This is a genomic window from Pandoraea commovens, assembly GCF_902459615.1.
Taxonomy (GTDB): domain Bacteria; phylum Pseudomonadota; class Gammaproteobacteria; order Burkholderiales; family Burkholderiaceae; genus Pandoraea; species Pandoraea commovens.
The window spans coordinates 886597-910215 of the sequence record NZ_CABPSA010000001.1; the positions used below are offsets into that span (position 1 = coordinate 886597).

Annotated in this window: 24 protein-coding genes and 1 tRNA gene; 6 read left to right on the forward strand and 19 right to left on the reverse strand. The window is 59.2% G+C overall.

Features of this window, described 5'->3' with window-relative positions; translation table 11 throughout:
• Nucleotides 1–162 precede the first annotated feature (162 nt).
• Entirely contained in the window at nt 163–900 is a 738-nt protein-coding gene (locus tag PCO31010_RS03790; protein WP_150663034.1) for an AzlC family ABC transporter permease, read from the forward strand.
• Entirely contained in the window at nt 897–1220 is a 324-nt protein-coding gene (locus tag PCO31010_RS03795; RefSeq protein ID WP_046292276.1) for an AzlD domain-containing protein, read from the forward strand. The genes PCO31010_RS03790 and PCO31010_RS03795 overlap by 4 nt, the downstream gene beginning before the upstream one ends.
• A gap of 71 nt (nt 1221–1291) precedes the next feature.
• Here the strand turns inward: PCO31010_RS03795 and gshA are convergent, their stop codons facing one another.
• The gene (gshA, locus tag PCO31010_RS03800; protein WP_281357698.1) at nt 1292–2962 is read right to left on the reverse strand and encodes a glutamate--cysteine ligase; all 1671 of its coding nucleotides are present in this window, start codon (nt 2960–2962) and stop codon (nt 1292–1294) included.
• A gap of 367 nt (nt 2963–3329) precedes the next feature.
• Here gshA and PCO31010_RS03805 point away from each other — a divergent pair, with 367 nt between their 5' ends.
• Nucleotides 3330–4103, forward strand: coding sequence for a sulfite exporter TauE/SafE family protein (locus PCO31010_RS03805; RefSeq protein WP_150663035.1), 774 nt, complete (start codon nt 3330–3332; stop codon nt 4101–4103).
• 23 nt (nt 4104–4126) lie between these two features.
• Here the strand turns inward: PCO31010_RS03805 and PCO31010_RS03810 are convergent, their stop codons facing one another.
• Nucleotides 4127–5815 (reverse strand): AMP-binding protein, encoded by a 1689-nt coding sequence (locus PCO31010_RS03810; RefSeq protein WP_150663036.1) that lies wholly within the window; start codon nt 5813–5815, stop codon nt 4127–4129.
• A gap of 300 nt (nt 5816–6115) precedes the next feature.
• Between PCO31010_RS03810 and PCO31010_RS03815 the strand changes: the two genes are divergently transcribed.
• Both PCO31010_RS03815 and PCO31010_RS03820 read left to right on the forward strand, forming a co-directional pair.
• Nucleotides 6116–6192 (forward strand) — tRNA-Pro (locus PCO31010_RS03815).
• Nucleotides 6193–6347: 155 nt separating this feature from the next.
• Nucleotides 6348–7097 (forward strand): hypothetical protein, encoded by a 750-nt coding sequence (locus PCO31010_RS03820; protein WP_150663037.1) that lies wholly within the window; start codon nt 6348–6350, stop codon nt 7095–7097.
• A 157-nt stretch (nt 7098–7254) separates the two neighbouring features.
• Here the strand turns inward: PCO31010_RS03820 and PCO31010_RS03825 are convergent, their stop codons facing one another.
• From PCO31010_RS03825 to PCO31010_RS03835, 3 genes are all read right to left on the reverse strand, one after another.
• On the reverse strand, nt 7255–7521 hold the full coding sequence (locus tag PCO31010_RS03825) for a hypothetical protein (protein WP_150663038.1): 267 nt from the start codon (nt 7519–7521) through the stop codon (nt 7255–7257).
• A 16-nt stretch (nt 7522–7537) separates the two neighbouring features.
• Nucleotides 7538–8023 (reverse strand): hypothetical protein, encoded by a 486-nt coding sequence (locus PCO31010_RS03830; protein WP_150663039.1) that lies wholly within the window; start codon nt 8021–8023, stop codon nt 7538–7540.
• A gap of 606 nt (nt 8024–8629) precedes the next feature.
• Nucleotides 8630–8953, reverse strand: coding sequence for a hypothetical protein (locus PCO31010_RS03835; protein ID WP_150663040.1), 324 nt, complete (start codon nt 8951–8953; stop codon nt 8630–8632).
• 501 nt (nt 8954–9454) lie between these two features.
• On the opposite strand from PCO31010_RS03835, the gene PCO31010_RS03840 reads away from it, so the two are divergent.
• Nucleotides 9455–9754, forward strand: coding sequence for a hypothetical protein (locus PCO31010_RS03840; protein ID WP_150663041.1), 300 nt, complete (start codon nt 9455–9457; stop codon nt 9752–9754).
• Nucleotides 9755–10572: 818 nt separating this feature from the next.
• Here PCO31010_RS03840 and PCO31010_RS03845 read toward each other — a convergent pair.
• The 14 genes from PCO31010_RS03845 to PCO31010_RS03910 form a co-directional block, all read right to left on the reverse strand.
• Complete coding sequence (locus PCO31010_RS03845) at nt 10573–11811, reverse strand: acyltransferase family protein (protein ID WP_150663042.1); 1239 nt, start codon at nt 11809–11811, stop codon at nt 10573–10575.
• On the reverse strand, nt 11795–12307 hold the full coding sequence (locus PCO31010_RS03850; protein ID WP_150663043.1) for a DUF2514 family protein: 513 nt from the start codon (nt 12305–12307) through the stop codon (nt 11795–11797). The genes PCO31010_RS03845 and PCO31010_RS03850 overlap by 17 nt, the downstream gene beginning before the upstream one ends.
• Nucleotides 12304–12780 (reverse strand): glycoside hydrolase family 24 protein, encoded by a 477-nt coding sequence (locus tag PCO31010_RS03855; RefSeq protein WP_150663044.1) that lies wholly within the window; start codon nt 12778–12780, stop codon nt 12304–12306. The genes PCO31010_RS03850 and PCO31010_RS03855 overlap by 4 nt, the downstream gene beginning before the upstream one ends.
• Complete coding sequence (locus PCO31010_RS03860; protein ID WP_246184429.1) at nt 12767–13048, reverse strand: holin; 282 nt, start codon at nt 13046–13048, stop codon at nt 12767–12769. Before PCO31010_RS03860 ends, PCO31010_RS03855 begins: the two co-directional genes overlap by 14 nt.
• Nucleotides 13045–13386, reverse strand: coding sequence for a holin (locus PCO31010_RS03865; RefSeq protein ID WP_150663045.1), 342 nt, complete (start codon nt 13384–13386; stop codon nt 13045–13047). Before PCO31010_RS03865 ends, PCO31010_RS03860 begins: the two co-directional genes overlap by 4 nt.
• Before the next feature lie 277 nt (nt 13387–13663).
• Entirely contained in the window at nt 13664–14677 is a 1014-nt protein-coding gene (locus PCO31010_RS03870) for a hypothetical protein (protein WP_150663046.1), read from the reverse strand.
• A gap of 55 nt (nt 14678–14732) precedes the next feature.
• Nucleotides 14733–18419 carry a TipJ family phage tail tip protein gene (locus PCO31010_RS03875; protein ID WP_150663047.1) on the reverse strand — a complete coding sequence of 1229 codons (3687 nt, stop codon included), beginning with the start codon at nt 18417–18419 and terminating at the stop codon, nt 14733–14735.
• Nucleotides 18410–18772, reverse strand: a complete 363-nt coding sequence (locus PCO31010_RS03880) for a hypothetical protein (protein WP_150663048.1) — start codon at nt 18770–18772, stop codon at nt 18410–18412. Before PCO31010_RS03880 ends, PCO31010_RS03875 begins: the two co-directional genes overlap by 10 nt.
• 23 nt (nt 18773–18795) lie before the next feature.
• Nucleotides 18796–19272, reverse strand: coding sequence for a DUF1833 family protein (locus tag PCO31010_RS03885; RefSeq protein ID WP_150663049.1), 477 nt, complete (start codon nt 19270–19272; stop codon nt 18796–18798).
• The gene (locus PCO31010_RS03890; RefSeq protein ID WP_150663050.1) at nt 19272–19631 is read right to left on the reverse strand and encodes a hypothetical protein; all 360 of its coding nucleotides are present in this window, start codon (nt 19629–19631) and stop codon (nt 19272–19274) included. Before PCO31010_RS03890 ends, PCO31010_RS03885 begins: the two co-directional genes overlap by 1 nt.
• Nucleotides 19628–22300 (reverse strand): phage tail tape measure protein, encoded by a 2673-nt coding sequence (locus PCO31010_RS03895; protein ID WP_174984292.1) that lies wholly within the window; start codon nt 22298–22300, stop codon nt 19628–19630. The genes PCO31010_RS03890 and PCO31010_RS03895 overlap by 4 nt, the downstream gene beginning before the upstream one ends.
• 186 nt (nt 22301–22486) lie before the next feature.
• Nucleotides 22487–22792 carry a phage tail assembly protein T gene (locus PCO31010_RS03900; protein WP_150663052.1) on the reverse strand — a complete coding sequence of 102 codons (306 nt, stop codon included), beginning with the start codon at nt 22790–22792 and terminating at the stop codon, nt 22487–22489.
• Nucleotides 22789–23187 carry a hypothetical protein gene (locus PCO31010_RS03905; RefSeq protein ID WP_150663053.1) on the reverse strand — a complete coding sequence of 133 codons (399 nt, stop codon included), beginning with the start codon at nt 23185–23187 and terminating at the stop codon, nt 22789–22791. Before PCO31010_RS03905 ends, PCO31010_RS03900 begins: the two co-directional genes overlap by 4 nt.
• Nucleotides 23184–23606 (reverse strand): phage tail tube protein, encoded by a 423-nt coding sequence (locus tag PCO31010_RS03910; RefSeq protein WP_150663054.1) that lies wholly within the window; start codon nt 23604–23606, stop codon nt 23184–23186. The genes PCO31010_RS03905 and PCO31010_RS03910 overlap by 4 nt, the downstream gene beginning before the upstream one ends.
• Between the last annotated feature and the right edge of the window lie 13 nt (nt 23607–23619).

The window sequence follows — 23619 nt, forward strand, 5'->3', positions numbered from 1 at the left end:
CGGTGGCCGTTTTTGCGTCGGACGTCCTATCGTTCGACGCGACGCCAAGCGCAAGAACGTACAAGCCGACACGCGGTGCAAAACGTTATGCTCGGGGCGTCTAATGCCCCTTCTGCCGTTTTTCCTTCGACCCCGCACCTCAACCCACAGGAACGTCTCACCATGCCGGTTCTGTCCCGCACGGCAAGCTTTGCCGCAGGCGCCCGCGACACGTTGCCGATGATCGTCGGCGCGGCCCCGTTCGGCCTGATCTTCGGCGCGCTGGTCGCCACCACGCCGCTAGCACTCTGGCACGGTCAGTTGATGTCGCTCACCGTATTCGCGGGGTCGAGCCAGTTCATTGCCGCAGGGCTTTTTGCGACGGGCGTAGGCTACGCCGTGCTGTGGGCGACGACGTTCATCGTCAACCTGCGCCACATGCTGTATGCCGCGAACCTGCTGCCGCACGTGAAGCATCTGAACCTGCGCTGGCGCGCGCTGTTGGGATTCCTGTTGACGGACGAGACGTTCGCCGTGACGAGCAGCCACTTCCACCGTCATCCCGACGATCCGATGGGCCACTGGTACTTCCTCGGCTCCGCGCTGTCGATGTACGTGAACTGGCAAGTGTGGACGCTCGCGGGCCTGTTGTTCGGCGCTGCGTTTCCGCGTCTGCAAACGCTGGGCCTCGACTTCGCGATGGTCGCGACCTTTATCGCCATCATCGTGCCGCAGATGGCGCGCGTGCCGTGGGCCGTGGCGACGGTCGTCGCGGGCACGGCGGCGTATCTTTGTCAGTCGCTGCCCTATAAGCTCGGCTTGCTGGTCGCTGTGACGCTGGGCATCGCGGCAGGCATGCTGGCGCTGCATGCGAAGCGCTGCGGCGGAGCGCAACCCACGTCGACGCGAGGTGCTCAATGAACTACGTCCTGGCGATTCTCGGCATGGCGACGGTGACGTTCGCGGTCAAGGCGGGCATCTTCGTGCTGGGCGACCGTGTGCGGTTCCCGGAATGGTTGCGCGAGGCGTTGTCGTTCGTCCCGGTGACGGTGCTCACGGCGATCATCGTGCCGATGACGTTAGCCCCACATGGCAACGGGCTCGAACTGACGTGGCGCAATCCACAACTCGTGGCGGCCCTCGTCGCCATCGCCGTCTGTGCGGCGACACGCCATCAATTGCTCACCATCGGCGCGGGGCTGGCGGTATTTTTCGCGTGGCAACTGGGCGTATTGGGATAGCGGGAACCCAACGAAGCCGACAGAAAAAAAGCGCCCCGAAAGGCGCTTTTTTCATGCGGCAACGCGCAGCGTCAAACCGTCACGGTACCCAGCGTGCCAGCCCGATAAGCAGCGACGAATGCGTCGAAGTCGCCGACCTGCGTACGTTCGAGTTCGGCCTGCGTGTCGAGCGATTTACGGGCCAGCGTCTCGAAGTGATCGACGACTGCCGGATCGAGCGGCATGTCGCGCAGCGTCTGTGCGTGACGCTTGCTCTGATCCAGTGCGAACGCCTGAAACGCGCCGCCCTTCGTGCCGCGCAGCGGCTCGAGCGCCGCCATTACGCGGGCGGACGGCGTGAGCGTCACGTCCTGCACCTTCGCGCGTTGCAGCGCCATCGAGTGCGCATAGTGCCCGCCGCCGCGTTGCGCGTCGAAAGCTGCGGCCGTGCGGTCGATGCGATCGAGCAGATCTTCGGCCCAATCGAACAACGTGATCGCTTCACCCCCGCGATGCAGGACAAGCCCGGGCTTGCGGCCTTCCTTGACGACGTGCGCGAAGTTGTCGCGATTCTCCATGTTCTCGGCGTTCGAGCACGACGGGCTATTCTCGAACGCGCAGAACAGCAGGAAGGCGTCGATGAACCGCGCGGTGTCGACGTCGATGCCCACGGGCTGGAACGGGTCGATGTCGATACAACGCACTTCGACGTATTGCACCCCACGGCGCGCCAGCGCCTGCACCGGACGCTCGCCGCTGTACGTCACCCGCTTCGGGCGAATCGTCGCGTAGAACTCGTTTTCGATTTGCAGCAGGTTCGTCGAGAGCTGAATCCACTCGCCGTCGCGCTTCGTGCCCAGCGCCTCGTAAGCCGGATGCGGCTGGCTGACGGCTTGCGTGAGCGCGTCGATGTAGCTCGGCAGGCAGTCGTAGCAAGGCGAGACTTCCGACTGCGCACTGTTCTGATAACCGAGGTCGCTCATGCGCAGGCTGGTCGCGTACGGCAGGCCGAGCGTGCCTTCGTCGAACGAATCGAGGCCGTGATTGCGTCCACGCAGGAACTCGGCATGCAGCACCGGCGACGCACCGAACAGGTACATCAACAGCCAGCTGTAGCGGCGGAAATTGCGGATGAGGGCGACATAGCGCGCCGACTGATAATCGCGTGCGCTGTCCTTCGACCCTTCGGCTTCACGCAGCAGTTCCCACACCGGCTCGGCCAGCGAGAAGTTGTAGTGAATACCGGCGATACATTGCATCGGCTTGCCGTATCGCAGCGCGAGGCCTCGGCGGTAAACATGCTTGAGCATACCGATGTGAGAGGTGCCGTAGTCGGCAATCGGGATCACGTCTTCCGGCGGCAGTGCGGGCGGCATCGAATCGCTCCACAGCAATTCCGCGCCGAGCTTGCGATAGGCGAACTGATGGATTTCGTCGAGGCGGGCGATGACGGCGGCGGCGTCGTGCTGCGGCGGCGTGATGAATTCGAGCAGCGCTTCGGAGTAATCGGTGGTGATTTCGTCGTTGGTCAGGGCCGAGCCGAGCGCGTGCGGGTGCGGCGTTAGCGCGAGTTCGCCGTCGCCTTCGACGCGCAGCGTCTCACGTTCGATGCCCGACAAGCCCTGACCGAGCAAGTCGCGGTGGGCGGGTTGCATGATGAGCGCCAGACGCTGGTCGAGCAGTGCGGCATCGGCGGTGTGTTCGTGTTGACGATTCTGGTTTTCCAACTTCCATCCCTCTGGGCAAGCGGACTGCTTTGGCATGGCTGTCGACGCCGAAGCCCGTCATGACGAGGCGTCATGATCGGTGTGGGGTTCGACGTCGAACGACATACGGAGGTCTACGGGGTGCCGACGACAGCGGCACGACCGCCGGAATCTGGATTCCGGGGGACGCGCCCGATGCGCGGCACGGCGCGAATTTGGCCTGAGCATAACTGAAAACGCCAAACCGCGTCGGCCGCCACCTCAGTAGGGCTTTTCGGCTTCCGGGCGAGCTTCGGAATGCGCTTTGGCGTGAGCCTTGGGGTGAGCTTCGGCGGGACCGTCAGCCTTAGCCTCAGCGCCAGCCTGAGTCCCCCTGCGCGAATGCCGCATTGGCGGCCCGAAAGACCGCGCAGATACTGGCGACATGATGAATATTCAACACCTCACCGACCTCCTCCCCTTGCTCGCGCTGGGTCTCGTCACCTTCCTGCTCGCAGGTTTCGTCAAAGGCGTGATCGGGCTGGGCCTGCCGACGGTGGCCATTGGCCTGCTCGGACTGGCCATGCCGACGGCCGAAGCTGCGGCGATGCTCATCGTCCCGTCGCTCGTCACCAACATATGGCAATTGCTGGCCGGGCCGCGCTTTGCCACGCTGGCGAAGCGGCTGTGGCCGATGCTGGTTGGCATCTGCCTCGGCACGTGGGCGGGCAGCGGATGGCTGGCGAACGGTGGCAATCTCGCCGGGATGGCGCTGGGCGTCGCGTTGCTCGCTTACTCCGTGCTCGGACTGGCGGCCGTTCGTCTGCATGTGCCGAAACACTGGACGGCCAGACGCGAAGGCACGGTGGGCGGCGTCGTCGGCGTGGCGACGGGATTGGTCACGGCGGCGACCGGCGTCTTCGTGATCCCGGGTGTGCCGTTCGTTCAGGCGCTCGATCTCGACAAGGACGATCTGGTGCAGGCGATGGGCCTGTCGTTCACCGTCTCCACGATTGCCCTGGCGGCCGGACTGGCGCGCGACGGCATCTTCCACGGCCCGACCATCGGCGTGTCGCTGCTGGCGCTGGCACCCGCACTGGGGGGCATGTTCATCGGGCAGTGGGTGCGAAACCGCGTCAGCGCACCGGTGTTCCGCCGCTGCTTCTTCGTCGGCCTCGCCATGCTGGGTGCCGAACTTGTGATCCAGCACATGCGCTGAAGCGGCTTGGCGACGTCCACGCCTTACTTCAGATCGGCGAAATCGATGTCCCAGAATTCCATTTCCCGACGCGCCTCCAGACTCCGTCCCTCTTCCGTACGACGGAGTTCGACGCGCCGGATCTTGCCCGAGATCGTCTTTGGTAAATCGCAGAATTCGATGCGACGAATGCGCTTGTAGGGTGCGAGATGGTCGCGACAGAAACGCAGGATATCGAGCGCGAGTTTGTCGTCTGCCTGAAAGCCCGAACGCAGCGTGATGAACGCCTTCGGCACGGCCAGACGCAACGGATCGGGACTGGGCACAACCCCGGCTTCCGCTACGGCGGGATGCTTGATGAGTTCACTCTCCAGCTCGAACGGGCTGATGCGATAGTCGGACGCTTTGAAGACATCGTCGGCCCGGCCGACGTAAGTGAAATAGCCACGGTCGTCGCGCATGGCGACATCGCCGGTGTGGTAGTAGCCGTCGCGCATCGCGTAGGCAGTTTTCTCGCTGTCGTCTTCGTATCCTTGCATCAGCCCGGTGGGACGCGGCGACAGCACCAGCGCTACTTCGCCTTCGTCGGCTTCCGCACCCTCCGGGTCGAGCAGCACGACACGGTAGCCCGGCATCGGACGTCCCATCGCCCCCGCCTTCACGGTCTGTCCCGGCGAGTTGCCGATCTGGCAGCAGGTTTCCGTCTGTCCGTAGCCGTCGCGAATAGTGATATTCCAGGCCCGCCTCACCTGATCGATGACTTCGGGGTTCAACGGCTCGCCCGCACCGATCAGTTCGCGGAACTTCACTGGGTGGCGGGCGAGATCTTCCTGAATCATCATGCGCCAGACCGTCGGCGGCGCGCAGAGCGTCGTCACCTCGCAGCGGGCGGCCGTCTCCAGCGCGGCGCGGGCGTCGAAACGCGAGAAGTTGTAGATGAAGATCGTCGCGCCCGCATTCCATGGCGCGAAGAAGCAACTCCATGCGTGCTTCGCCCATCCCGGCGAGCTGATGTTCCAGTGCACGTCGCCCGGCTGAAGGCCGATCCAATACATGGTGGCGAGATGACCGACGGGGTAACTCTGATGCGTATGGAGCACGAGCTTGGGACGCGATGTCGTGCCTGAGGTGAAGTACAGCAACAGCGGATCGGTCGCGAGCGTGACACCGTCGGGCGTAAACGGTTCGGGTGCCTCATAGGCGGGCGTGAGCGACGTCCAGCCGTCGGGCGGATGATCGCCGACCGCGATGCGTCGATAGTCGCCGGGCAGATCGTCGAACTTGACGGCATCGCGCGCGGTGGTGACGACGTGCCGCACGCGGCCGCGCTCCAGCCGGTCGGCGAGATCGCCGGCGACGAGCAGCGTGGTGGCGGGAATCATGACGGCGCCGAGCTTCATGCACGCGAGCATGAGGTCCCAGAGCTCGACCTGATTGGGCAGCATGAGCAGGACACGGTCACCGCGTGCCACGCCCTGTGCGCGCAGGAAGTTCGCGACGCGATTGGAGCGTGCCGACATTTCGGCGAACGACAGACGCGCTTCGCGTCCGTCTTCTTCCACGACCCAGAGAGCCGGGGTGTCGTTGCCTTGCGCTTGTGGATCGAAGAAGTCCAGCGCCCAGTTGAAATGGGTGAGGACAGGCCAACGGAAATCACGGTACGCCACGTCGTAGTGGGCGCGCTGCGCGAGCAGTAGGTCGCGTGCGTCGCCGAATCCCTGGGTGTGCGGCATCGCTTGTCTCCGAGCCTCATGGGCGATGGATATAGGCAGATTTCCATTATCGTGAGGCCCTTCGAATACGACATCCGGAATAACCATCATGGATGTGGGACACCGGGCGAATGCTCAACGACGCGATGCGCGAGCGATGCCATGCGCGAAAAACGGAAGCGATTCAAGGGGTTGATGCGGCAAGCGATTGGCGGGAGGAAAAAAAGATGCGTCCGACGCGCACGCCCCCTATCTTTCGTGCGAAAAGCTCTGCTATAATCGCGTTCTTTCGAGCGATGCTTCCTAGCGATGCATCTCTCACGGGGCGTAGCGCAGCCTGGTAGCGTACCTGCATGGGGTGCAGGTGGTCGGAGGTTCAAATCCTCTCGCCCCGACCAGAATTGAACCCGCACAGTCATTGGCTGTGCGGGTTTTTTCGTTGGAGTCAATCTGTTGATTCGTACAGCTTAATATTAGGCGATTGCCTAATATTTCCGCTAGACGTGGCAGGCTGCGCATCCGAGAAACGCACGCATTGCTCATCAGGTAGCCGATGTATGCTCTCACCAACCTACACGACAAGAAAACCTCGGGGGAGCATGTGAAAGCATCAGAAGAAATTAAGGCAATCCAGACCGATATAGCGCAGGTCAAGTCCACGGGTGTTCAACAGCTCCCCATAGAGAAGCTCGAGGAGTACTTAGCTCAGCGACTGGATATTGCGGTGGCCAGAGAAACAGAAACTGGAAAAGAGGCCGTGCGGATCGCAGAGCATAATCTTGAAGTATGGAAGGTGGATGTAAGCACGAAGGCCGCGATGAACGTGGAAATGTTCAAATCCGTGATCGAAGCCGGACAAACCGCGTTGAAGGCCCTTATGCTTATCAACGGTGGGGCAGCCGCGGCGTTACTGGCGTTCTGTGGTAACGCAATAACCAAAGGGCAATCGCTCGCGGGCGATCCACTTCTGGCATCCGCTGGCGTTGGCCTTGCATGCTTCGTTACAGGAATGGGCGCAGTAGGTTTAGCTACAGGCTTTCGGTACTTTTCGCAATACTGTTACGCGCGCTCCCCACTGGATACTTCCGAGTCGCGATGGAGAACTGCCGGAACCATATTTAACATATTGGTAATCTGCATAGCGCTTTCCGGCTTTGCCGCGTTTTGCGTGGGCGGAGCAAAGACGTATGGCGCAATCACATCACCCGCCCTGAGACCTTCCTCAATTACATCTGAGCAGCCCTCGGGCCACACAACAGTTAACATAGGCGACTCCGTCGCTCATGAAGGTCAACTGAAATAGACTTTAGAAAACCCTGTTCTGTGCTAGCTCATCTCCCTAACCAGCACCAGGAAAGAAGAGACTATGCAGAAGGAGGTTGCAGCGATGTGGCAACATCGCAAAAGTCATTGAACAACTATAGGCTAGATGCACGATTGTTCGTACATGAGACGAGCTTTCACGGTGCTCGGTCAATTTCTTTGTGAGTGGCGATACGCCGCAACGTCGCCACGGTGCCGTCAATTTCGAGGGAGACTTTGTGCGACTTGTTACCAGTCACATCAATAGTGAAGAGTCTCGGGTTACGGTAACCCTCAAGCGAATGAAAGCGCCGACGCGCAGGGATAGGGTTAGACAGGAGGTCGCGCAATGCATCGTCGACCTCCTGTTTCATGTCGGGCGTCAGATCGTCATATTCTTTTTGAAAGCGCTTCTTGCGGCGCACTGACGTGATCGGCAATTTATCCTCGCAGGGCTCCGATCAACTCATCTGCGGAAGTAAACTCTCCTTCGAGCACATCGTCAAAATCGGACTCGTGCTCGCCGAGCGCCCAGCAAAGATCATTCAATGCGGTATGAGTGGCGGCGATCCCATCGAGCAGTTGATCATACGCCTCGACCACACCATCCTCCGCATGGAGGCGCCCATCAGCACACGCTGCCGCTCGTTTGCGCTGTTGAATTTCGTAAAGTTCTTGAATTGCGTCGCGTGCACGCTCAAGCTCTGCCAAACCCTCACCGTCCTTGTCTACGGAGTGATCTGTGCGTTTCAGTGACTGCACGTATTCACCAGCTTCGCCGGTAAATTGCCCCATCATTCTGCGCAGTTGGACGCAGGCATAAATGGTGTCATCGATCGCTTTGAGCAAGTCGACACTACGAGCTGCTTCGAACCCCACGAATTGTCCGAAGGAACGAAGCTTGGATACTTCGTCTAAGTACAACATTGTGTTCTCCGGGAGCAAAACGTAACTATCTTGTAGTCTCTTAGTGACCACCTCGGAGCATTTGTTCCCACAAGATACTCGTACATGGTGATCGTTATTTACCACAAGGTAAACAACGGAAGTCGATTCTACCCCTACATTTGTTTTGTCGCCCGGGCGACCTCCATAGTATTTTTCTATTGACATCAAAGAATTTCTACGACAGTAGCATTTTGCTGTTTTTTTATGCAGTGCTCATGGCAGTTTACCTCCCTCGCGAGCACCACGAGGGCGACTGCTTCCCCAAAAGCAACGCGTTCTCCCTCGATTTTTGCTTCTCCTTGATCGAAAGGATTGACTGGGGCGATCATAGTGACCCAGACCGCAACTAGCAGTGGACCTACCCATGAAGGAACGGGCGAAGAATGGCGGCAACGCGAGAGCTGTTGCCCTAACGCCAGAGCAGCGAAGGGACATCTCTAGAAGCGGCGGGCAAGCTCGCGTCGCAAAGCTGTCGTCAGAAGAGCGCAGCGCTCTAGCACGCAAAGCAGCGCTCGCGAGATGGGCGAAGTTCCGGCGGGGAAAGTAGATTTAACCGCGGCCCATAGCCAACGGTGCCGCCGTCGTTTATTCGGATATCTGGATGTAGGATTTCTGCGCGTAGCGGGCATCCGGCATGACAAGCAAGCGCGCTTCGATGACCGGCGATCCTTCGATATGGCCACGTCTCGGGACGACGTATACGCAGTCGAAAACGCGCTTCGCCGTTTGTTCGTCTTCAGGCTCCATTTCCTGAAATTGCATCGATCGCAATCGATCAAGAATGAGGCCGCGCACGTCCTGCTCGGAAGGCTCCTCGACGCCAATTGCTCGGGCAAATTCATCGTGCGCGAATTTCCTAACGAGGTCCACTGTCTCGTCGAGGTTCGCTTGCATCACGACAGTCTTCATATCTTCCTCATGTCGACCGGTATACCGCGATTGAGAGATTGTCCTTCACTGGCCATCCACCCAGCTTTTGGCGAGTAGCCCGATAGATTCAAGCGCGTTCCGTTCCTCGTCGTATACCGTCTCGCCCGTCTGGGTCACGTGTTGGTCGCGCGATAAACCATCTGCGGCCCTCAGAATTTCAGCCATCCCTCGAACCTTCCCACCGGGTGCTGGCATGACCGTACAGAGAATTCGGAAGCCTTTATAGGAAAACGACCTGACCGCTGCCATTCAAATTCACCCCTCGCATATATCTTCCGGCAGGCCAGTCCTCTACCTGTTGTGGCCCCTGCCAGCTATGGCAATATGCCTTCGATGATGACAAAACAATCTCGCTGGCAACTCATCCCGGCGGACTGCATTCGAAAGATAGGACAAAATTTCTCGCCGCGAAATACTGTGTTTTTATACAGTATCTCATGATAGTTTACCTCCCTCACCAGCACCACGAGGGAGGCCGTCGTGCCGTTACATCCGCGTCCGTCCGACCTGACGATCGATCAGTTGCGTAGCCTATGGCTCACCAACAAGGATCCAGGTGTGCGCCAGGCGCTTGAGGAGCTGGTATTCCGGCGGGAGCAAGTTCGACGGAAAGAGGCAGTGATCCGGAGGGTGGAGACGCTTTACCCCATCATCAATCAGGCATGGCGCGAGGAAGTCGGCGGCACGCTCATCGCACTTGAATGGCTGAAGTCAGCGCTTGGGGAAAACCGTGAATCAAGGGGAGACCTGCCGCACATTCGTGGCGCCATCGACCAATGATCGCCTTTACCTGCATTTGCAATATTTGAATTTTATTCGCTATGCAGGTAGACGCCATGACCGATGAAGCCGGAAGACGGGGACGCAAGCAAAGATAACTCGAATGAGCTTTTATATGTTCATGCTCGCGTGAATTATCTTTGCGAATTCAATGCTTCAGGAGAACTTGCAGACGGCTGGGATGCTGGCCATAGTCGACTGGTGTTGCGCAAAGGGAATATTCAGGGTGCGAGCAGCGCCCATTCTTGCATGCTTCCTCGTATCCCACTCGGTTCACGCCATTCGGCCCTTCGATCACGAAAATGCTCGATTCCCCCCACTTGCCGGACCGAGATGCGTCGATCCCCCATAGGTAGCAATATTCGTCGCCTTCACCGCAAACCCAACTAGTCAAGAGAGATGTATGGCCATTGCAGATAGGGGTAGTCTTTTTGACCGGACCGGCATGAGCGATTCCGAAAACAGCTGCGATGGCCCCGCAAAGTAACAACACGCGCACTTTCAATGTCCCCGCTGAATTATCTTTCACATTATTTTTAGACAAACTAATTTATATCACAAAAACGTGCTAAGACGACCGAGATCAATGGATTCTAATGTGTAGGATCCACGTGTACCACTACCGACTGTCCGGCTCGAAGCGCTGGAAACAGCCCCGGCACCGCATGGATGCCGAGTCAGCACGAGCGTGGTTCGCGCGGTTCCACCCGTCCGCGACCTATGAGCCAGTGGAGCATGGCGCTATGGACATCGAGAGACCTCATCCGCGCTGGGACGGGCCGGACAATCACGGCGGATGGAAAACGAAAGAGTAGGCGTTACGCGTGCGGTCCCTCTGACACCATCAGACGCTTTATCACGCTCATCCGGTTTGCCAGCGCCGCATAGCCGTTCACGATCAGCCAGCGCATTGGTCGCTCCCAAAGAACGTGCACGACCACGGTCGTGATAGCGATTGCCGCACAAATCAGGAGCAACGTTTTCGGCCAAGACAGCAGTTTCGTCCACCCCTGAATCTCGGCGTACTTGATGATGATCTGGTGGACCATGTAGAGAGTAAAACTCGACTCACCAAGGAATAACAGGATCCTGTGCGATAGAAACTTGCTCAACACACCTGCCGAATGCGCAAATACAAAGATGAGAATCGCAAAACAGAAAACGCCCCCAGCAACATCGAACCAATTCCCAAACGCCTGAAAACCTTCCGCGAGAATGTTGGCGACAATGTGGCGTGACGCGATACAGTAGGCAAGCAATAGGAATATCGAAGCAACCTCTAAGGGGTTCGCGTTTGCCTTCACAAAGCCGAAAAACCGCTTTTCCCGATAGATCCGCGCTGCCCACATGCCAACAATAAACTCAAATACGCGCGTGAATGGGCTTTGGGCCACCAACAGTATTGCCGAGAACTTCCACGGGTCATCAGACGATGCCGTTGCATCGTTGAATTCAAGCTGGAAAATCATGATCATCACCAGGATCCCGGCGATCACGAAGACAGTGCCGAGGCGCTTCGATGCCGCCAGCACCGGGAATATCAGATAGAAGCCAAGCTCGACGGAAATGCTCCACGACACGGAATTCAGCGAAAAGACGTACCCCGCCTGAGGAATCCATGCGTGAAGCATCAGCAAATTGGTAAGCAGCTTGGGTTGCCAGAATTCATTTGTGAGCATCCCGGGATCATAGAGATACACCACCACCGCGAAGCACAGCGCATGCACCGGCCACAATCGGGCCAGTCGGCTCACGTAGAACTTCGGCAGAGAAATCTTGGACGTGTCCGGGTAGACGGTCGACAAGATGAACCCGGACAGCACGAAGAAAAATGACACCCCGAGGGCAAGCTGATTCATGGATCCCATCGGGATCACGTTGCCCTGAAGGTGGTAGATAACTACGAAGAAGGCGGCGAAGAATCGAAGCGATGTCAGCGGGGCTATCTGGTCTTTTGGGGGAGTGGGTGCCCCTGGCACATGTTGCATTTTCTTTAGGACACCGTGCAAAAGGCGAACTTTATCACATGCTTTCCGCTCATTACATCGGATTGCCATGGGGTAAGACTTGTGCTTTACCGGTTAGCGCGTCGTAGCTTCGCTCGCAGGCGAGTCCTGCAATGTGGGCAGCGTCAGCGAATTTAGCGAGCTCTCCCGCAGCTTGGTCAGCCCTGGTGAACAGCCCTGCGAGCAGATCGAGGGGATCTGCTCCCCCACCGGCTGGCGTGCTTCCGCTGGCAGCGGGGGAATGTCGCGCTGCGGCGACATACTGGCCGAGTTGCTTGCGCAACCCATCAGCAACGACGTCAGAAGCACGAGCGGCAGCATTCGCCGCATCAGCAGATTTTTTTGCATCGATCGATATCCCGGCCAGCGTTTGCGTCGTCTGGCGATAAAGGTTGTTGGCGGCAGTGAGGTCGTTGATCTGGTTCGTTTGAGCTGCGACCGTTGCCGACTGATCGGCGTCGTGATGCCCCTTCCAATAGCCGCCTCCGGCTGCCAGCACCACGGCGAGCAGCAGTCCGCCCCACAGGCGAGGATCGAGCCAGGTCACATTGCACCTCCGGCCTTCACGTACTGCTGAAGCAGCGGTTCCAGATCGTGCTCCACCTGGCCGTAACCGGCACCCGGAAGACTCGCCCAGATGTTCCGGCACTTCGAAATCGCCGACTCAATCCTTCCAGACTTGATGTCGGCAAGCGCGCCTCGCTCGCGAATCTGCTGGATCGCGATGTTGTCCTGGCTGACCGGCGAGAAGTCCGTAAGCCCCAACTGCCGCTTGTACACGTCGTAGTATCGCGATAGCAGTTGGTATCGGCCCGCCGCCGTCGACCACACGTTAAAACGCTTGATCCAGACCGATTTTCTCGGATGGTCCGCGTAACTGCGGAACAGATCGCCACCGACGATCACGTTGTAGCCATCGTCCGAACCGGAAATGCGTGACGTGAATTCGGACCACCCCAGCATGTCGAGGAACGCGCACACGTTCTGTCCGCCTGCCGTGACCACGTCAATGCGAGCCATGCCCCCTCCCCTTACTCATCCAATACACCTTCCGCGCCATCAACCAAATAGACACAATCGCAAGCCCGACCAACATCAGAACCTCGGGACCGTCGATCGCATGGCGCATCCAGAAGGGTTTGAAGAGATTTCCGACAGACGCTAGGCCGATAGCCGAAAAGCCCGTCGTCCCCCAGAGACCCGTTTTGATGGCGTCGCTCAGTGCGAGCCAAATGCATCCGGCCAGCACGATGACGTTCGCAATGAAGAACACCCACACCCAGATCATTTTTCGAGCCCTCCGAAAAGTCGCCGCTTGAGAGCCCCGATCAGATCGGCATCGTTGATTTCCTTGAAGACTTCCTTTGCAAGCGCAAGACCGAACAGCCCCATCAAGAAGCCAAAGGCCTGCTGCGCGCCGGCGTCCGTGATCGCGAAATACATCACGAGCAACGGACTGAGGTAGTAGGACATCGCCGCACCGGCCGCGAACGACGCCGCTTTTTGTTTCTTCGTCAGCCCTTCACCGATGAATCGGAGCGCAATCAGCGATCCGACAGCCCCCGGAAGTACCTTCACCACCACGGCCACTGCGGCCGCCACGGCGCCCGATGTTGGTTCTGCCATTGGTTTCCCTTTGGGCACCACTGCGCCCGACCTAAATGCAAAAAGCCACCCAAAGGCGGCTTGTTAGATCCCGAGATTTGTGACTACTCGCCGGGCTTTATCATGTACTGCTGCATGCTCGAACCGAGTGAATCGAAATACGCAATGTATCGCTCATCATCACTCGGTATGGCGCCCTGACTTGGGTAATGACCAGGGTCCTGCTGGGTGCCAAAAACCGCAATGATTGATTGCTCGGTGGCATCAGAAAATTGGCAATGGATCGTAGTGACCATGATCAGAACTCAAAACCTGTGAGGTAAATGTTGAACGTCGGCGTTCCCGTCACGGGGGTGTACTGCGTGCGGTAGAAAATGTTCGGGGTATTCACCACATCAAGTTGCGCAGTGCCAGTACTGCCGATGCTGCTTAAGTTAGTCGTTGCCGCAAACGATTGCTGACCCGAGATATTCGAGTCAGATGCCACATCAATCGTCTGAGTCGTTGGCGCTGCAGTGTTACCTGCAGATAGCATCAGTTTCACGCGCTTGGCATTGCGCGGTGCCGCGCCAGCAAAAGACAGTGCGAAGAAAGTTGCCTGCGGCGTGTTTGCAGACAGGATCGTTGCGACCGGTCGGCTTACCCAGCGGCCGACAATGTTCGTACCCGCAATGACTTGTCCAGATCCATTCGTAGGCAAAAACCCGACAAGCGCGGAGGCGGAAAAACCAGCATAAGCAAAAGTTTCCGCAACAGGAGCGCTCGACGCGTCGACGCCAACAAGCGTGCGCGTGTTGGCAGTCGGGTTGTACTGAGCGTAGACCGCAACAAAGCCATTCAATGGCGCGCTACCGGAAGCCATACCACCTGCTCCCGTCGTTGCGATGTTGATCGACTGATTGACGTTTGCGAGGCAATAGCGAAGGCCACCCAGTGCCGACTCAACAATCAATTCATCGGCGGTGTAAGTGACGGTCGTCGTTGCTGCAGGCACCGTGATAGCTGCATTGCGGGACTGTCCCACGACACCCGAAACCTGACTGAACTGAACCGCATGCTGCGGCAATGTGGCAGGCGCAATCGACATGCCGGTCCAGCTGGTGTTTGCGGCGTTCCTCTGTCTGAGCACGCCGGGATTGACCGACGTGTCGAACCATAGCGAGTTCGCCTCAACGCCACCCGGCAGCGAACTGGGATCGGTCGGGCCCGTGGCCATACCCGCCAGATTTGCCAGCGCAGCATTGATCGCCTGAACCAGCGCAAGACCTGAAAGCGTTCCGGTGGTCGGGATCTTGAGACTGCCTTGAGACATAGCCTCTCCATAAAAAAAGGCCGCTTGCGCGGCCTTATGGCATTTCGATGATTGATCAGTAACCTTGCGCTGACCAGTTGATGTATCTAGTGACAGGCGCGCCGGTAGCATTCAGCACTTGCACGCTGAAACCCGCCAGCGTCGGGCTGGAGACAACGACTTGGTCGCCCAGTTGAGCGCTCAGCAACGTCACCTGAATATGCGGCAATGGCTCGTCGTTCGGCCCCGCGTTGAATGGCGTCCTGAAGACCACATTCAACCCAGAGGCGATCACCTGAACGTTCGTGCCGGTATCCAAGCGATCCGGCATGTCGACCGTAAAGCTGAAGTGGTCAACTACCGGCTTTATCGTGGGATCACTCGACTTCAGCACCATCCGAGCGGTGAAGTACTGGCCGCTATAAACGCCTGGCACGAAGTCTCTCCAGGCTCCAAACACGCCATCCGACAGCGCGACAGCAATCTGCGGCGTCGCCGAAACGGCCGCTCCTAGGGCTTCGCCCAGCACGTCGAGATTCTCGAAGATGTTCGGCATCCCCAATATGTCGTCGCCAGATCGCACGCCATACACGCCGTACTTCATGATCAGTTGGCACGGCGCAATGCGGCCCACGTTCACGCGGTGAGCGCTTGAAAGCGTGTATGCACCCGAGGTCGCGATGCCGCCATACTCCAGAATGTTGATCTCACTGAGCACGTCTTCAGCGGCAAGAACATTCCCACTGCCCGCCAGAAGCAGCAGGCCATCGTTAATGGCAGCGCCGCCCGACAGATCCCCCTCCCAAGCGGGGTCTTCGACGCGAGTGACTAGGACGTTCCGGACCAGCGTGCTGCCCGCCACTACGATCGATGTCGGCTCGGAATAAATCGTGGTGCCGCTCGACATCTGATGCCGCGACGCAATCCAATACGTTCCATCCCCAACCGCGACAATGTCAGGGATCGACGTCCGCGCCACCGGCACACCGACTTGCCACGTCGCTCCGATTCGTACTTCGTAGTCCGGTTGCCGTACGTCGACGACCGGCTGCCAGACGATGTGCGTCAACTGGTCGCGGTAGACGGTCGAAACACCAGTCGGCGCCGGTAGCGGATTAAGGGCACCCTGCACGACATACCTCGCTGATTTCCCCGCCGTACTGGGCAACTGCACGATCGACCACGGCGTGACCGTTACCGTGACGACGTCGTTTGTGTACGCGTCGACGTCCAGGCTGCTTTCGCTGACTTCGTAGTTGGTAACCGATCCCCCGTTCAGTGAAACGGCGACGCGCGCCCGCGTGGGGGCGCCCGTCGTCCATGAGATCGTGACCCTCCCGCGACCAGAACTCCCGTCGAGGAGAATCTCCTTAAAGCCAATGGAAAGGACGTCCCCGCCCAAGTGGCTGTATTGCTTCGGCGGGACATAGTCAAAGCCCGAAGATGCCGCCGCGTAGTAGCCGGGTTCCTCGTCCGTAGCGATGATCTGCACTTCCTCCCCGCCAGACTGCGGAATCACCGCCGTGACCTTCACGAGCTTTCCCGGCGTCGCCAGCGGGTCATAGAAGAACGCCCAGTCGTAGGGCACCATCTCAGGGTGTTCGTCCGGCACGGGCAACTGAACCTCAACGCCTGCCTCGGTGGCAGTTGCAGGCATTGGCGACAGCAGCGTGAGCGTGTCGCTCGTTCCAGCGCCGCCAGCGACGCCGAACACCTTGTAAGTACCGTCTGGAAATCGGATGCCTAGGAATCCCGGGGTTGCGGATAACGGCACGGCCCGATCGAGGCGCATCGTGTAGCGATCACCGCCGACGAGGCGACCGGAATAACTCCACGCGGTCATGTCATGCGACAACACGACGACATCGCCCCGCTGCGCCACAAACCCCTCAAGGTCTGACACCCACGTCACCTTTCGGCGGTGGTAGTACTGGCCGGCCGCCATCAAGTTGGCCTTCCGCCCCGCGAGCGCCGCGTTTGTGTAGCCGGTCATGTCCAGCGTCACGGGATTCGTGGGAGAGGTAACGTTCGGCGCTTTGGCTCTGACCTGGTCAGTCGTCCAACCCTTGTCGGGATTGGTGAAGTTGATGACGATCTCGTCGGCGAGATTCTCGGTGTTGTACTCGATCTGGAACGAGTCGCGCTTGATATTGAACGGGCCGAACTGCATTACCGGCGGCTGGTTCGGTGCGTCCCACACAACACCCAGCTTGCCAGACTGCCAGGTTGTCGATCCGTCACCGCAGAGCGCAATCTGATCGGCCATAGCGCCGATGCTGATCGCCGAGCCCTGAACGAAATTCACCGTGAGCCCGTTGGCAATGCAATAGGTACTGAATTCGTGCAGGCTCGCAATGTCGATGCGGCTGTCTGGCAACCCAGCACCATAGACACGTCGGCCGTTGATGAACTTGCCACGAAGCCACCACAAAAGCCACCACGCGGGGTTGCTCGTGGGTTGAGTCACCCATTCCAGCCCCGTCCACACGGGGCAAACTGCCTGTGCGATTGCCGAGAATTGATCGATGGTGCCGTTGAGCTGTGACGATGCACGAATCCTCAGGCCTACCCGCGTCTGCCCCGTATAGTCGGCGTCGTCAGCCTGATAACTTCTCATCTGCGCCCACGACAGCGCATTGGATTCGCGCGACGTGGCCCGATCGCCGGTAAGCTTTCGCACCTTCACATCGTATTGACCGCGCGGCACGTCGATCCGGTAGGTTCGTCGAATCGGCTTTTGCGACGCACCCGAGATTTCGACACGGCCACCGGCGAAATACGACCAGTCTTGGGTTCCCGTCGGCGCGTATTGCATCTCGAACGTCACAACGCGAGGATCCATCGCGCCATCGTCGTTCACGTAAAAGACAGTGGTCACAACATCGATCGCGATGGAAATCGTGTCAATCGACGTCGTGCGCTGAATGAACCCCATGTCGGTCGTGAGGTCCTGCACCGTCACGCTGTCGACATTGCCCGCAATCATGGGGGTTTTTCCGTCTGGGCCGCTCACCTGGAGCGTTACGTCATCGAAACTGTCCAACGACGTATCGCCGATCCGGAAGTCCGACAGGGTGACGTCCGATAGCCCGAAATGGAAGGCTTGGTAAAGGTACTGATCGTCCCCCACGAACTCGGTGTATGGCGTACTCGCCATATCCGGAATGACCTTGTGTCGCCCAACGCAGAGCAGCATGGGTTCGTAAAGTCGAGCAGTATTACGCCCTCCGGAAAGGGAATACGTCGGCGTATCGCTGTTGGACTGGTACGACGTCGAACCGAGCGATGCTTTCGGCAGCGGAAGCAACGCGTTGACCAGCAGCGACCCGCCAATCATGATCGCAGCAGCGGCGATGCCGTTGGCGATCAGAATGCCGGTCGACCCTACGGTCGCGGCGAATCCGATGCCGCCGAACGTGGAGACAGCCATCGCGCCCAATTGCGGGGCGAATGCCGCGACGGCAACCAACGCTACCGTGCGCAAGACTTTCCCTATGCCACCGCCACCGCCCTCAAGCACCGTTCGAATGACGATCGTATCGCCGCGCTGCGGGATAAGGTGCTCCCAATTCTCGGAGGGAACGGGGATACCGTTGCACGACAGGGACACTGAACCATGCGGCAAACGCACGCCGTGCCGCTTGAAATAGTCCCCGAGGGTCTCATCCACCATGAAGCCCGCAAAGAACACCGATCGACCGTCCGGCGTGAGCGGGTGCGGCATATGCACCAGCGAAGGAGCCAGAACTTCGCTCACTTCCATTTGTAGAATCCGTCCAGTTTGAACCCCGCGCCGTCCAACTCACGTACCTTGTGCCGGACAACCTGCATTGCCTCGCGAGAGTTGTGAAGCACCCACGCCACGCCATTCACTTCGTAATAGACCCCGACATGTGCAAGCCGGCCGCGAGCAATCATGACAGCCGCGTCACCGTCTTCAGGCGAATCGGTTCGCACGCCAATCTCATCGCAGCAACGCTCGACCAGGGCCGAATCAGCAAACGGCCCAACACCGCGCGCCGACGGTATGGCGATGTCGCGTTGAAATACCTCTTTGAGGACTTGCCGCGCGAGATCCCCACAGTCGAAGCCGTTCACGACGTACGGGCGAAACATGTAGCGGTCACTCCAGTGCGGCATCAGAACAACCCCGGTGCAGTATCAGGGCGAAATTGCATCGCAACGCCCTGCTGGTTAAGCGTGTCGGGAAACCCCAACGTTGCCGAGACCTTCTGCTGAGTCATCGAGATGCGCGACATATCCATCGTGATCCCCCACTCAACGTGATCAGGCACACTACGCAGAATCTCCGAAAACGTCGCGGTCGCGCCAAGCCCGCCCTGGCTAACCTCCAGCCACTGCGTGAGCTCACGTCCGACGTTGTCAATTTCGAGCTGAGCCTGAGGCAGTTGCCCCTCTTGGTCGTCTGGGATAGAGCAACCAAACGCCATTGCCGTGTACACGTTCCCGTTGCTGGTGACGTCCTGCGTGTCACAAACCACACGCACAGGCACCGCCAAATCGGGGTGATCGATTTGCAGCAACAGAAGCCGTGGCTCCGGGGCAGAGACTGCATTGATGGTTTGCCGATAGCGCGGCGTGTACTCGCGAGCCATTACCCGTACGTCTCCAGCGAAAACCTGACTTGCCAAATCCGGTAAGACCCCTGTGACGAGTACTCCACCTTCCCGCCAGCGATCTTTGCGATCTTCATTGATCCAGTAAGCGGATCGCGCCAGTCAAACCACAGCACACCGCCAGCGAGGTCCACACGCACCCACTCCTCGAAGGCATTTCGCTTGTCGATGCCGTCAAGCATGAATTCCACGCTGCGCGTGACTTTTGCCAACGAGTTCCGAGGGCGCTGCTTGTCCGGCCCCGCATCCATCTCCGTGACGAGTACCGCGAAATCGGGAGACTGGGTAAAGGAAGACGCCATCGGCGCCGGCATATACGACGGAAATGCTGGTCTCATGACTTGGGCATGTTCTGGATTGCGGAGCGCACGGGGCCGCCTCGCTTGAGGTCGTCCAACACAACCTTCAGGACAAACCCCTTCCCGTCAAACTGGGGGGTAGCGCTGGTCACTTGGACGGGTTGTGCGGACTGGTTCACGAGCTCTACGCGGATGTTTGAACTGGGCTGGCTCACCGACGAAGCGCCGCCGACGTCGAGCGTCGCTCGAACGCCAAGCGAGCCGTCAGAGCCACGCGAAAGTGGCATGATGGCCTCTGGTCCCGCTTCACCAAACAGCGCCATCGGCGCAACGGACGGGGTGGACGCGATCGAGTTGGTGAATGCTCCGCCTTTGGCGAAGGCGTGCACAACCGCACCGCTTGCAAACACATTGCCCTTCGCGCTGGCCGTGGCTGCCGCGTCTGCTCCAGCCGTCGCACCGCTCGAACTTCCCCCGAACCAACTACCCAACATCCCAGTCAGCGCGCCAAATATCGGCGAGGCCGCAGCCCGCACTTGCATCTTGATCAGCTCTTGCGCAAACGCGATCCCGATGTCGCCGATGCTGACTTTCGTGCCGGTCGCCCACTTCGCAGCGGCATCGGTGAGCCCGTCATACAGGCTCGTGAAGCTTGTACCGATCTGGTCCGCGACATTGCGCGACTTGTCATTGAAATTTTGCCAGGCTCGTGTCGCTCCATTGAGCCAGTCACCTTGCGCCGCCTGAATCCGCGACGTCGCGTCATACTCCATCGCAACACGCTTATCGTAGAAGTCTTGCAGCGCCCGAAGCTCGGCGTCGTATTGCGCCGGGTCAATGCGGTTTTCCACGCGAGAGCGCGTGAGATCGGCCAACTTTTGGTCGTATTCTTTCGCGGTTGCGGTCAGGCGTGAAAATTGGTCCCTAGCGCTGTCTCCCATGCCGACTGCGTCGACGCTCTGTGAGATAGCGTCTCGACGCGTCTGCAATGACTTGTCGAGCGACACAACATACGCCTGAAGGTCACGCGTCTGCTTCTGCTGGAGAGCCGCTGAGTCGTCAGCGAACTTGCGATCGTTCTCGGCGAGCTTCTGACGGATCTGGGCTTCTTCGCCTGCGTATTTTTGATACGCCGCGAGTTGCTTCTTACCTTTTGCCAGTTCCTCCTGCTGCTGAACGATGCCCAGCTGCTTCGTCAGCGACTGTTGACGGGCGTCGTGCTCCTGTTGCAGTTGATCCTGCAACGACATCAGCCCCTGCTCTCGAAGGCTCTTGATGTGCGCCAAACTCGACTTCAGCGCATCCTCTTCGCCCTGGTACTGCTGCTGCAACGCTTCGAGACGGCCGTTTAGCGCGTTCTGCGCGTCCGATTCAGCCTTCTTGTCGGTGTACTGCTCAATGATCCCCTTACGGGTGGCAGCAAGTGCTTTCGGGTCAAGCTCGGGACTGTTCGGGTTCGCCGTCCGAAGGTCGGAAACATGGCGGTCAAACTGATCGAGAGCGTTCTGGCGCGCGTAGCCCTTGTCGTATTGCAGTCGCTGCTTGTGCAAAGCGTCAGTCGCGGCAATGCCTGCCTGTGCCTCCCGCGCGCGGCGTGCACTTCCTTCCGCCAGCCGCTGCTCTTCGATATTAAGCGACTGGAGCGAAGCGATTTGCTTGTCGATGTTGGCGATGCGCTCGCGCGCCATATCGCCGCCACCTCCCGTACGCTTTGACATCGCCTCAAGATCGCGCCGCTCATTGAGGAGCGTATCGATCTTGTCGGTGTTCGTGGGGCCGGTGCTGAAACCTTGTTTCAACTGCGCCCAGGTCTTTGAAATCTCGAGACGAAAGTCCCGCCACGCTTTTGCTGCGGTTCCGAGTTTGTCGGTGGCATCGGTGACGAGCTGCCGATGGAGCGCTTCGGAGACGACGCGAACGGCCTCCGACACCTTTCCGGCCTCTTCGAGGGACCGGACGTACTCATACGTCGCCGTATCCATGAAGTGCATACTGCGATTGTGCTCGGCAGCCCACTTCGCAACGCCATCGGGCATCTTGGCGTAATCGGCCACGATGTCTTCCAGCTTCGCACCGGTCAGCTCGGACAACTTGACGACGTCTTCGCCGAGCGTCTGCAAGCTCTGCCCGGTGAACTTACCGGTGTAGATCAGTTCTTGGAGAGCGTCGTGTGCCGCGCCGATCCCGGTCTTGGTGCCCTGCGCGATACCCAAGGTCATCGCGTTGAAGGCATCACGAGTGACGCCAGCAGCGTTTCCGGTCAGTTGCAGCGACTTTGCAAATGCCTCGGCCTCACTCTTTCCCTGATATGCGGCAAGCGCAAACGCGCCGATGAATGCACCGACCAGCCCGACCGTTACGCCGGTCGCAGACATGATCGCACCCAACGCGTCGGTGCGCTCGCCGAGGACGAGCAACGATCCGCCGAAGTTCTTCCAGGCGCCGGTTGACGCCTCGTGTGCCAGCACCATCATCTCTTTTCGCGCGGCCGCCGACGCGAAATTCATCTCATGCGCGCCGTTCTCTGCCTTCTTCATGGCCGCGATCATCGGAGCAGCCGAATCCGCGACGCCAAGCTGCGCCGCGCGCATCTCCATCCATGCCGCTTTGCCTTGCGAGACGGTCACAGACTGGCGCTCAAGCGAGGCCATGAAGCTGCGAATCGACGATTCGCTTGCCTTGGCCCCTGACGTTGCCGCGTCCGACATGCCCTTAAACGCGGCGCTCGTCTTTGCGCCCGACGCCGTAGCGGTGGCCTCAAGCTGCTTCACCGACTGAGCGCCTTCGGCCATGCCAGCCTTGAGGCCCGTGGTATTCGCCTCGACGGCGATCACGGCCTTTCCGATCAGGTCACTCATTGCGAGGTCATTAAAAATGCCCGCGTGCAGCGGGCGTTAATGTGGTTTGGGCGAGATACCGAAAATCGCGGCACGGATGAGGTCCGATTGCGCCTTAGGATCGGCAAGCTGAACCGGATCGTCTGGCGGCGCGTCGAGTGACTCAGTCCATGGCAAAAAGTCGAGCAGCCCATAAGGCTCGGGACGCTGCTTCCGATCCCGGTTGATGTTCGCAAGCATGGAGACCACGGCGCCGGCGCGTAGATCCTCAACAGGACTACCGAAATTTTCGATGCGAGCGTACGCCATCCACTCGGCAAACTCAGCGGAATCAATTTCCCGCTGGGCTTGCCGAACACTCATTCCGAGGTGGAGGGCGAGCCGGAACCAGAATCGCCGCTCGGGGCGGCTTCGGAGTTTTTTTCCGCATTCTCCTGCGCTGCTCGACCAATACCGTTCAACAACGCTGCCTCGTTAGCCAGCATGTCAAGAACGTCTTTGTTCTTGTCGCGCAGCGCTTCGACGTTTTCGACAGTGAAAACCTGCTTTCCGTCGAGACCAACGATCGTCGCCGCGAGGAGGTTTGCTTCGAACTCCCCAAGACTGCCCGTGCCGCGCTCACGCGAAGCGTGAAACGCATCACGCTCAGCGCCAGACATAACCGCGAGTCGAACGGCACCGCCCCACTCGGGCACCGGTACGTCCTTTATCTTGCGGTCGTCCGCCGTCAGGATCTGCTCTTTCGAAAGTACGTTCACGGAGCCTCCGTCCACGTCACGTCGCCGCTGACGCGCGTGTTGACCGTGCCGGTCAGCACCGCATCGACACCGCCTTGAAGCGGCGTGCTTTTAACGAGTCCGTTCCACGTCGCCACGTGACCGTCGGGCAGCGTGAGTTTGAACAGATGCATCGCGCTGCTCGCGCGCGCAGCTTCGAGCACGATCTGACCGGGATCGGCGCGATTCACGTTCAGATCAAAGTTGAAGTTCCCGTTGTCCTGCAAGCCGAGCAGGTATTCCTTCGAGGTGCTTTCCAGGTCGGTCGTGTCGATTTCCGAGGATTGACCATCGAACCCAGTGTACGACTTGAAGCCGCGAATACGGGTGTAAGTCGGGGTTGCGCCCAGGGGGGCGATTTCAAGCTTGCTGCCCTGAGCCGAGATTGCCGGGGATGGCATAGCCGTTCTCCTT

Bases quoted from the DNA above. Each gene is read 5' to 3' on its own strand.
- PCO31010_RS03865 (WP_150663045.1), bottom strand. From the start codon at position 13,386: ATGGCAGAACCAACATCGGGCGCCGTGGCGGCCGCAGTGGCCGTGGTG.
- PCO31010_RS03810 (WP_150663036.1), bottom strand. From the start codon at position 5,815: ATGCCGCACACCCAGGGATTCGGCGACGCACGCGACCTACTGCTCGCG.
- PCO31010_RS03820 (WP_150663037.1), top strand. From the start codon at position 6,348: ATGTATGCTCTCACCAACCTACACGACAAGAAAACCTCGGGGGAGCAT.
- PCO31010_RS03855 (WP_150663044.1), bottom strand. From the start codon at position 12,780: ATGGCTCGCATTGACGTGGTCACGGCAGGCGGACAGAACGTGTGCGCG.
- PCO31010_RS03795 (WP_046292276.1), top strand. From the start codon at position 897: ATGAACTACGTCCTGGCGATTCTCGGCATGGCGACGGTGACGTTCGCG.
- PCO31010_RS03790 (WP_150663034.1), top strand. From the start codon at position 163: ATGCCGGTTCTGTCCCGCACGGCAAGCTTTGCCGCAGGCGCCCGCGAC.
- gshA (WP_281357698.1), bottom strand. From the start codon at position 2,962: ATGCCAAAGCAGTCCGCTTGCCCAGAGGGATGGAAGTTGGAAAACCAG.
- PCO31010_RS03845 (WP_150663042.1), bottom strand. From the start codon at position 11,811: ATGGCAATCCGATGTAATGAGCGGAAAGCATGTGATAAAGTTCGCCTT.
- PCO31010_RS03870 (WP_150663046.1), bottom strand. From the start codon at position 14,677: ATGTCTCAAGGCAGTCTCAAGATCCCGACCACCGGAACGCTTTCAGGT.
- PCO31010_RS03890 (WP_150663050.1), bottom strand. From the start codon at position 19,631: ATGAGACCAGCATTTCCGTCGTATATGCCGGCGCCGATGGCGTCTTCC.
- PCO31010_RS03835 (WP_150663040.1), bottom strand. From the start codon at position 8,953: ATGAAGACTGTCGTGATGCAAGCGAACCTCGACGAGACAGTGGACCTC.
- PCO31010_RS03880 (WP_150663048.1), bottom strand. From the start codon at position 18,772: ATGTTTCGCCCGTACGTCGTGAACGGCTTCGACTGTGGGGATCTCGCG.
- PCO31010_RS03910 (WP_150663054.1), bottom strand. From the start codon at position 23,606: ATGCCATCCCCGGCAATCTCGGCTCAGGGCAGCAAGCTTGAAATCGCC.
- PCO31010_RS03875 (WP_150663047.1), bottom strand. From the start codon at position 18,419: ATGGAAGTGAGCGAAGTTCTGGCTCCTTCGCTGGTGCATATGCCGCAC.
- PCO31010_RS03805 (WP_150663035.1), top strand. From the start codon at position 3,330: ATGATGAATATTCAACACCTCACCGACCTCCTCCCCTTGCTCGCGCTG.
- PCO31010_RS03885 (WP_150663049.1), bottom strand. From the start codon at position 19,272: ATGGCTCGCGAGTACACGCCGCGCTATCGGCAAACCATCAATGCAGTC.
- PCO31010_RS03900 (WP_150663052.1), bottom strand. From the start codon at position 22,792: ATGAGTGTTCGGCAAGCCCAGCGGGAAATTGATTCCGCTGAGTTTGCC.
- PCO31010_RS03830 (WP_150663039.1), bottom strand. From the start codon at position 8,023: ATGTTGTACTTAGACGAAGTATCCAAGCTTCGTTCCTTCGGACAATTC.
- PCO31010_RS03860 (WP_246184429.1), bottom strand. From the start codon at position 13,048: ATGATCTGGGTGTGGGTGTTCTTCATTGCGAACGTCATCGTGCTGGCC.
- PCO31010_RS03895 (WP_174984292.1), bottom strand. From the start codon at position 22,300: ATGTCGGACGCGGCAACGTCAGGGGCCAAGGCAAGCGAATCGTCGATT.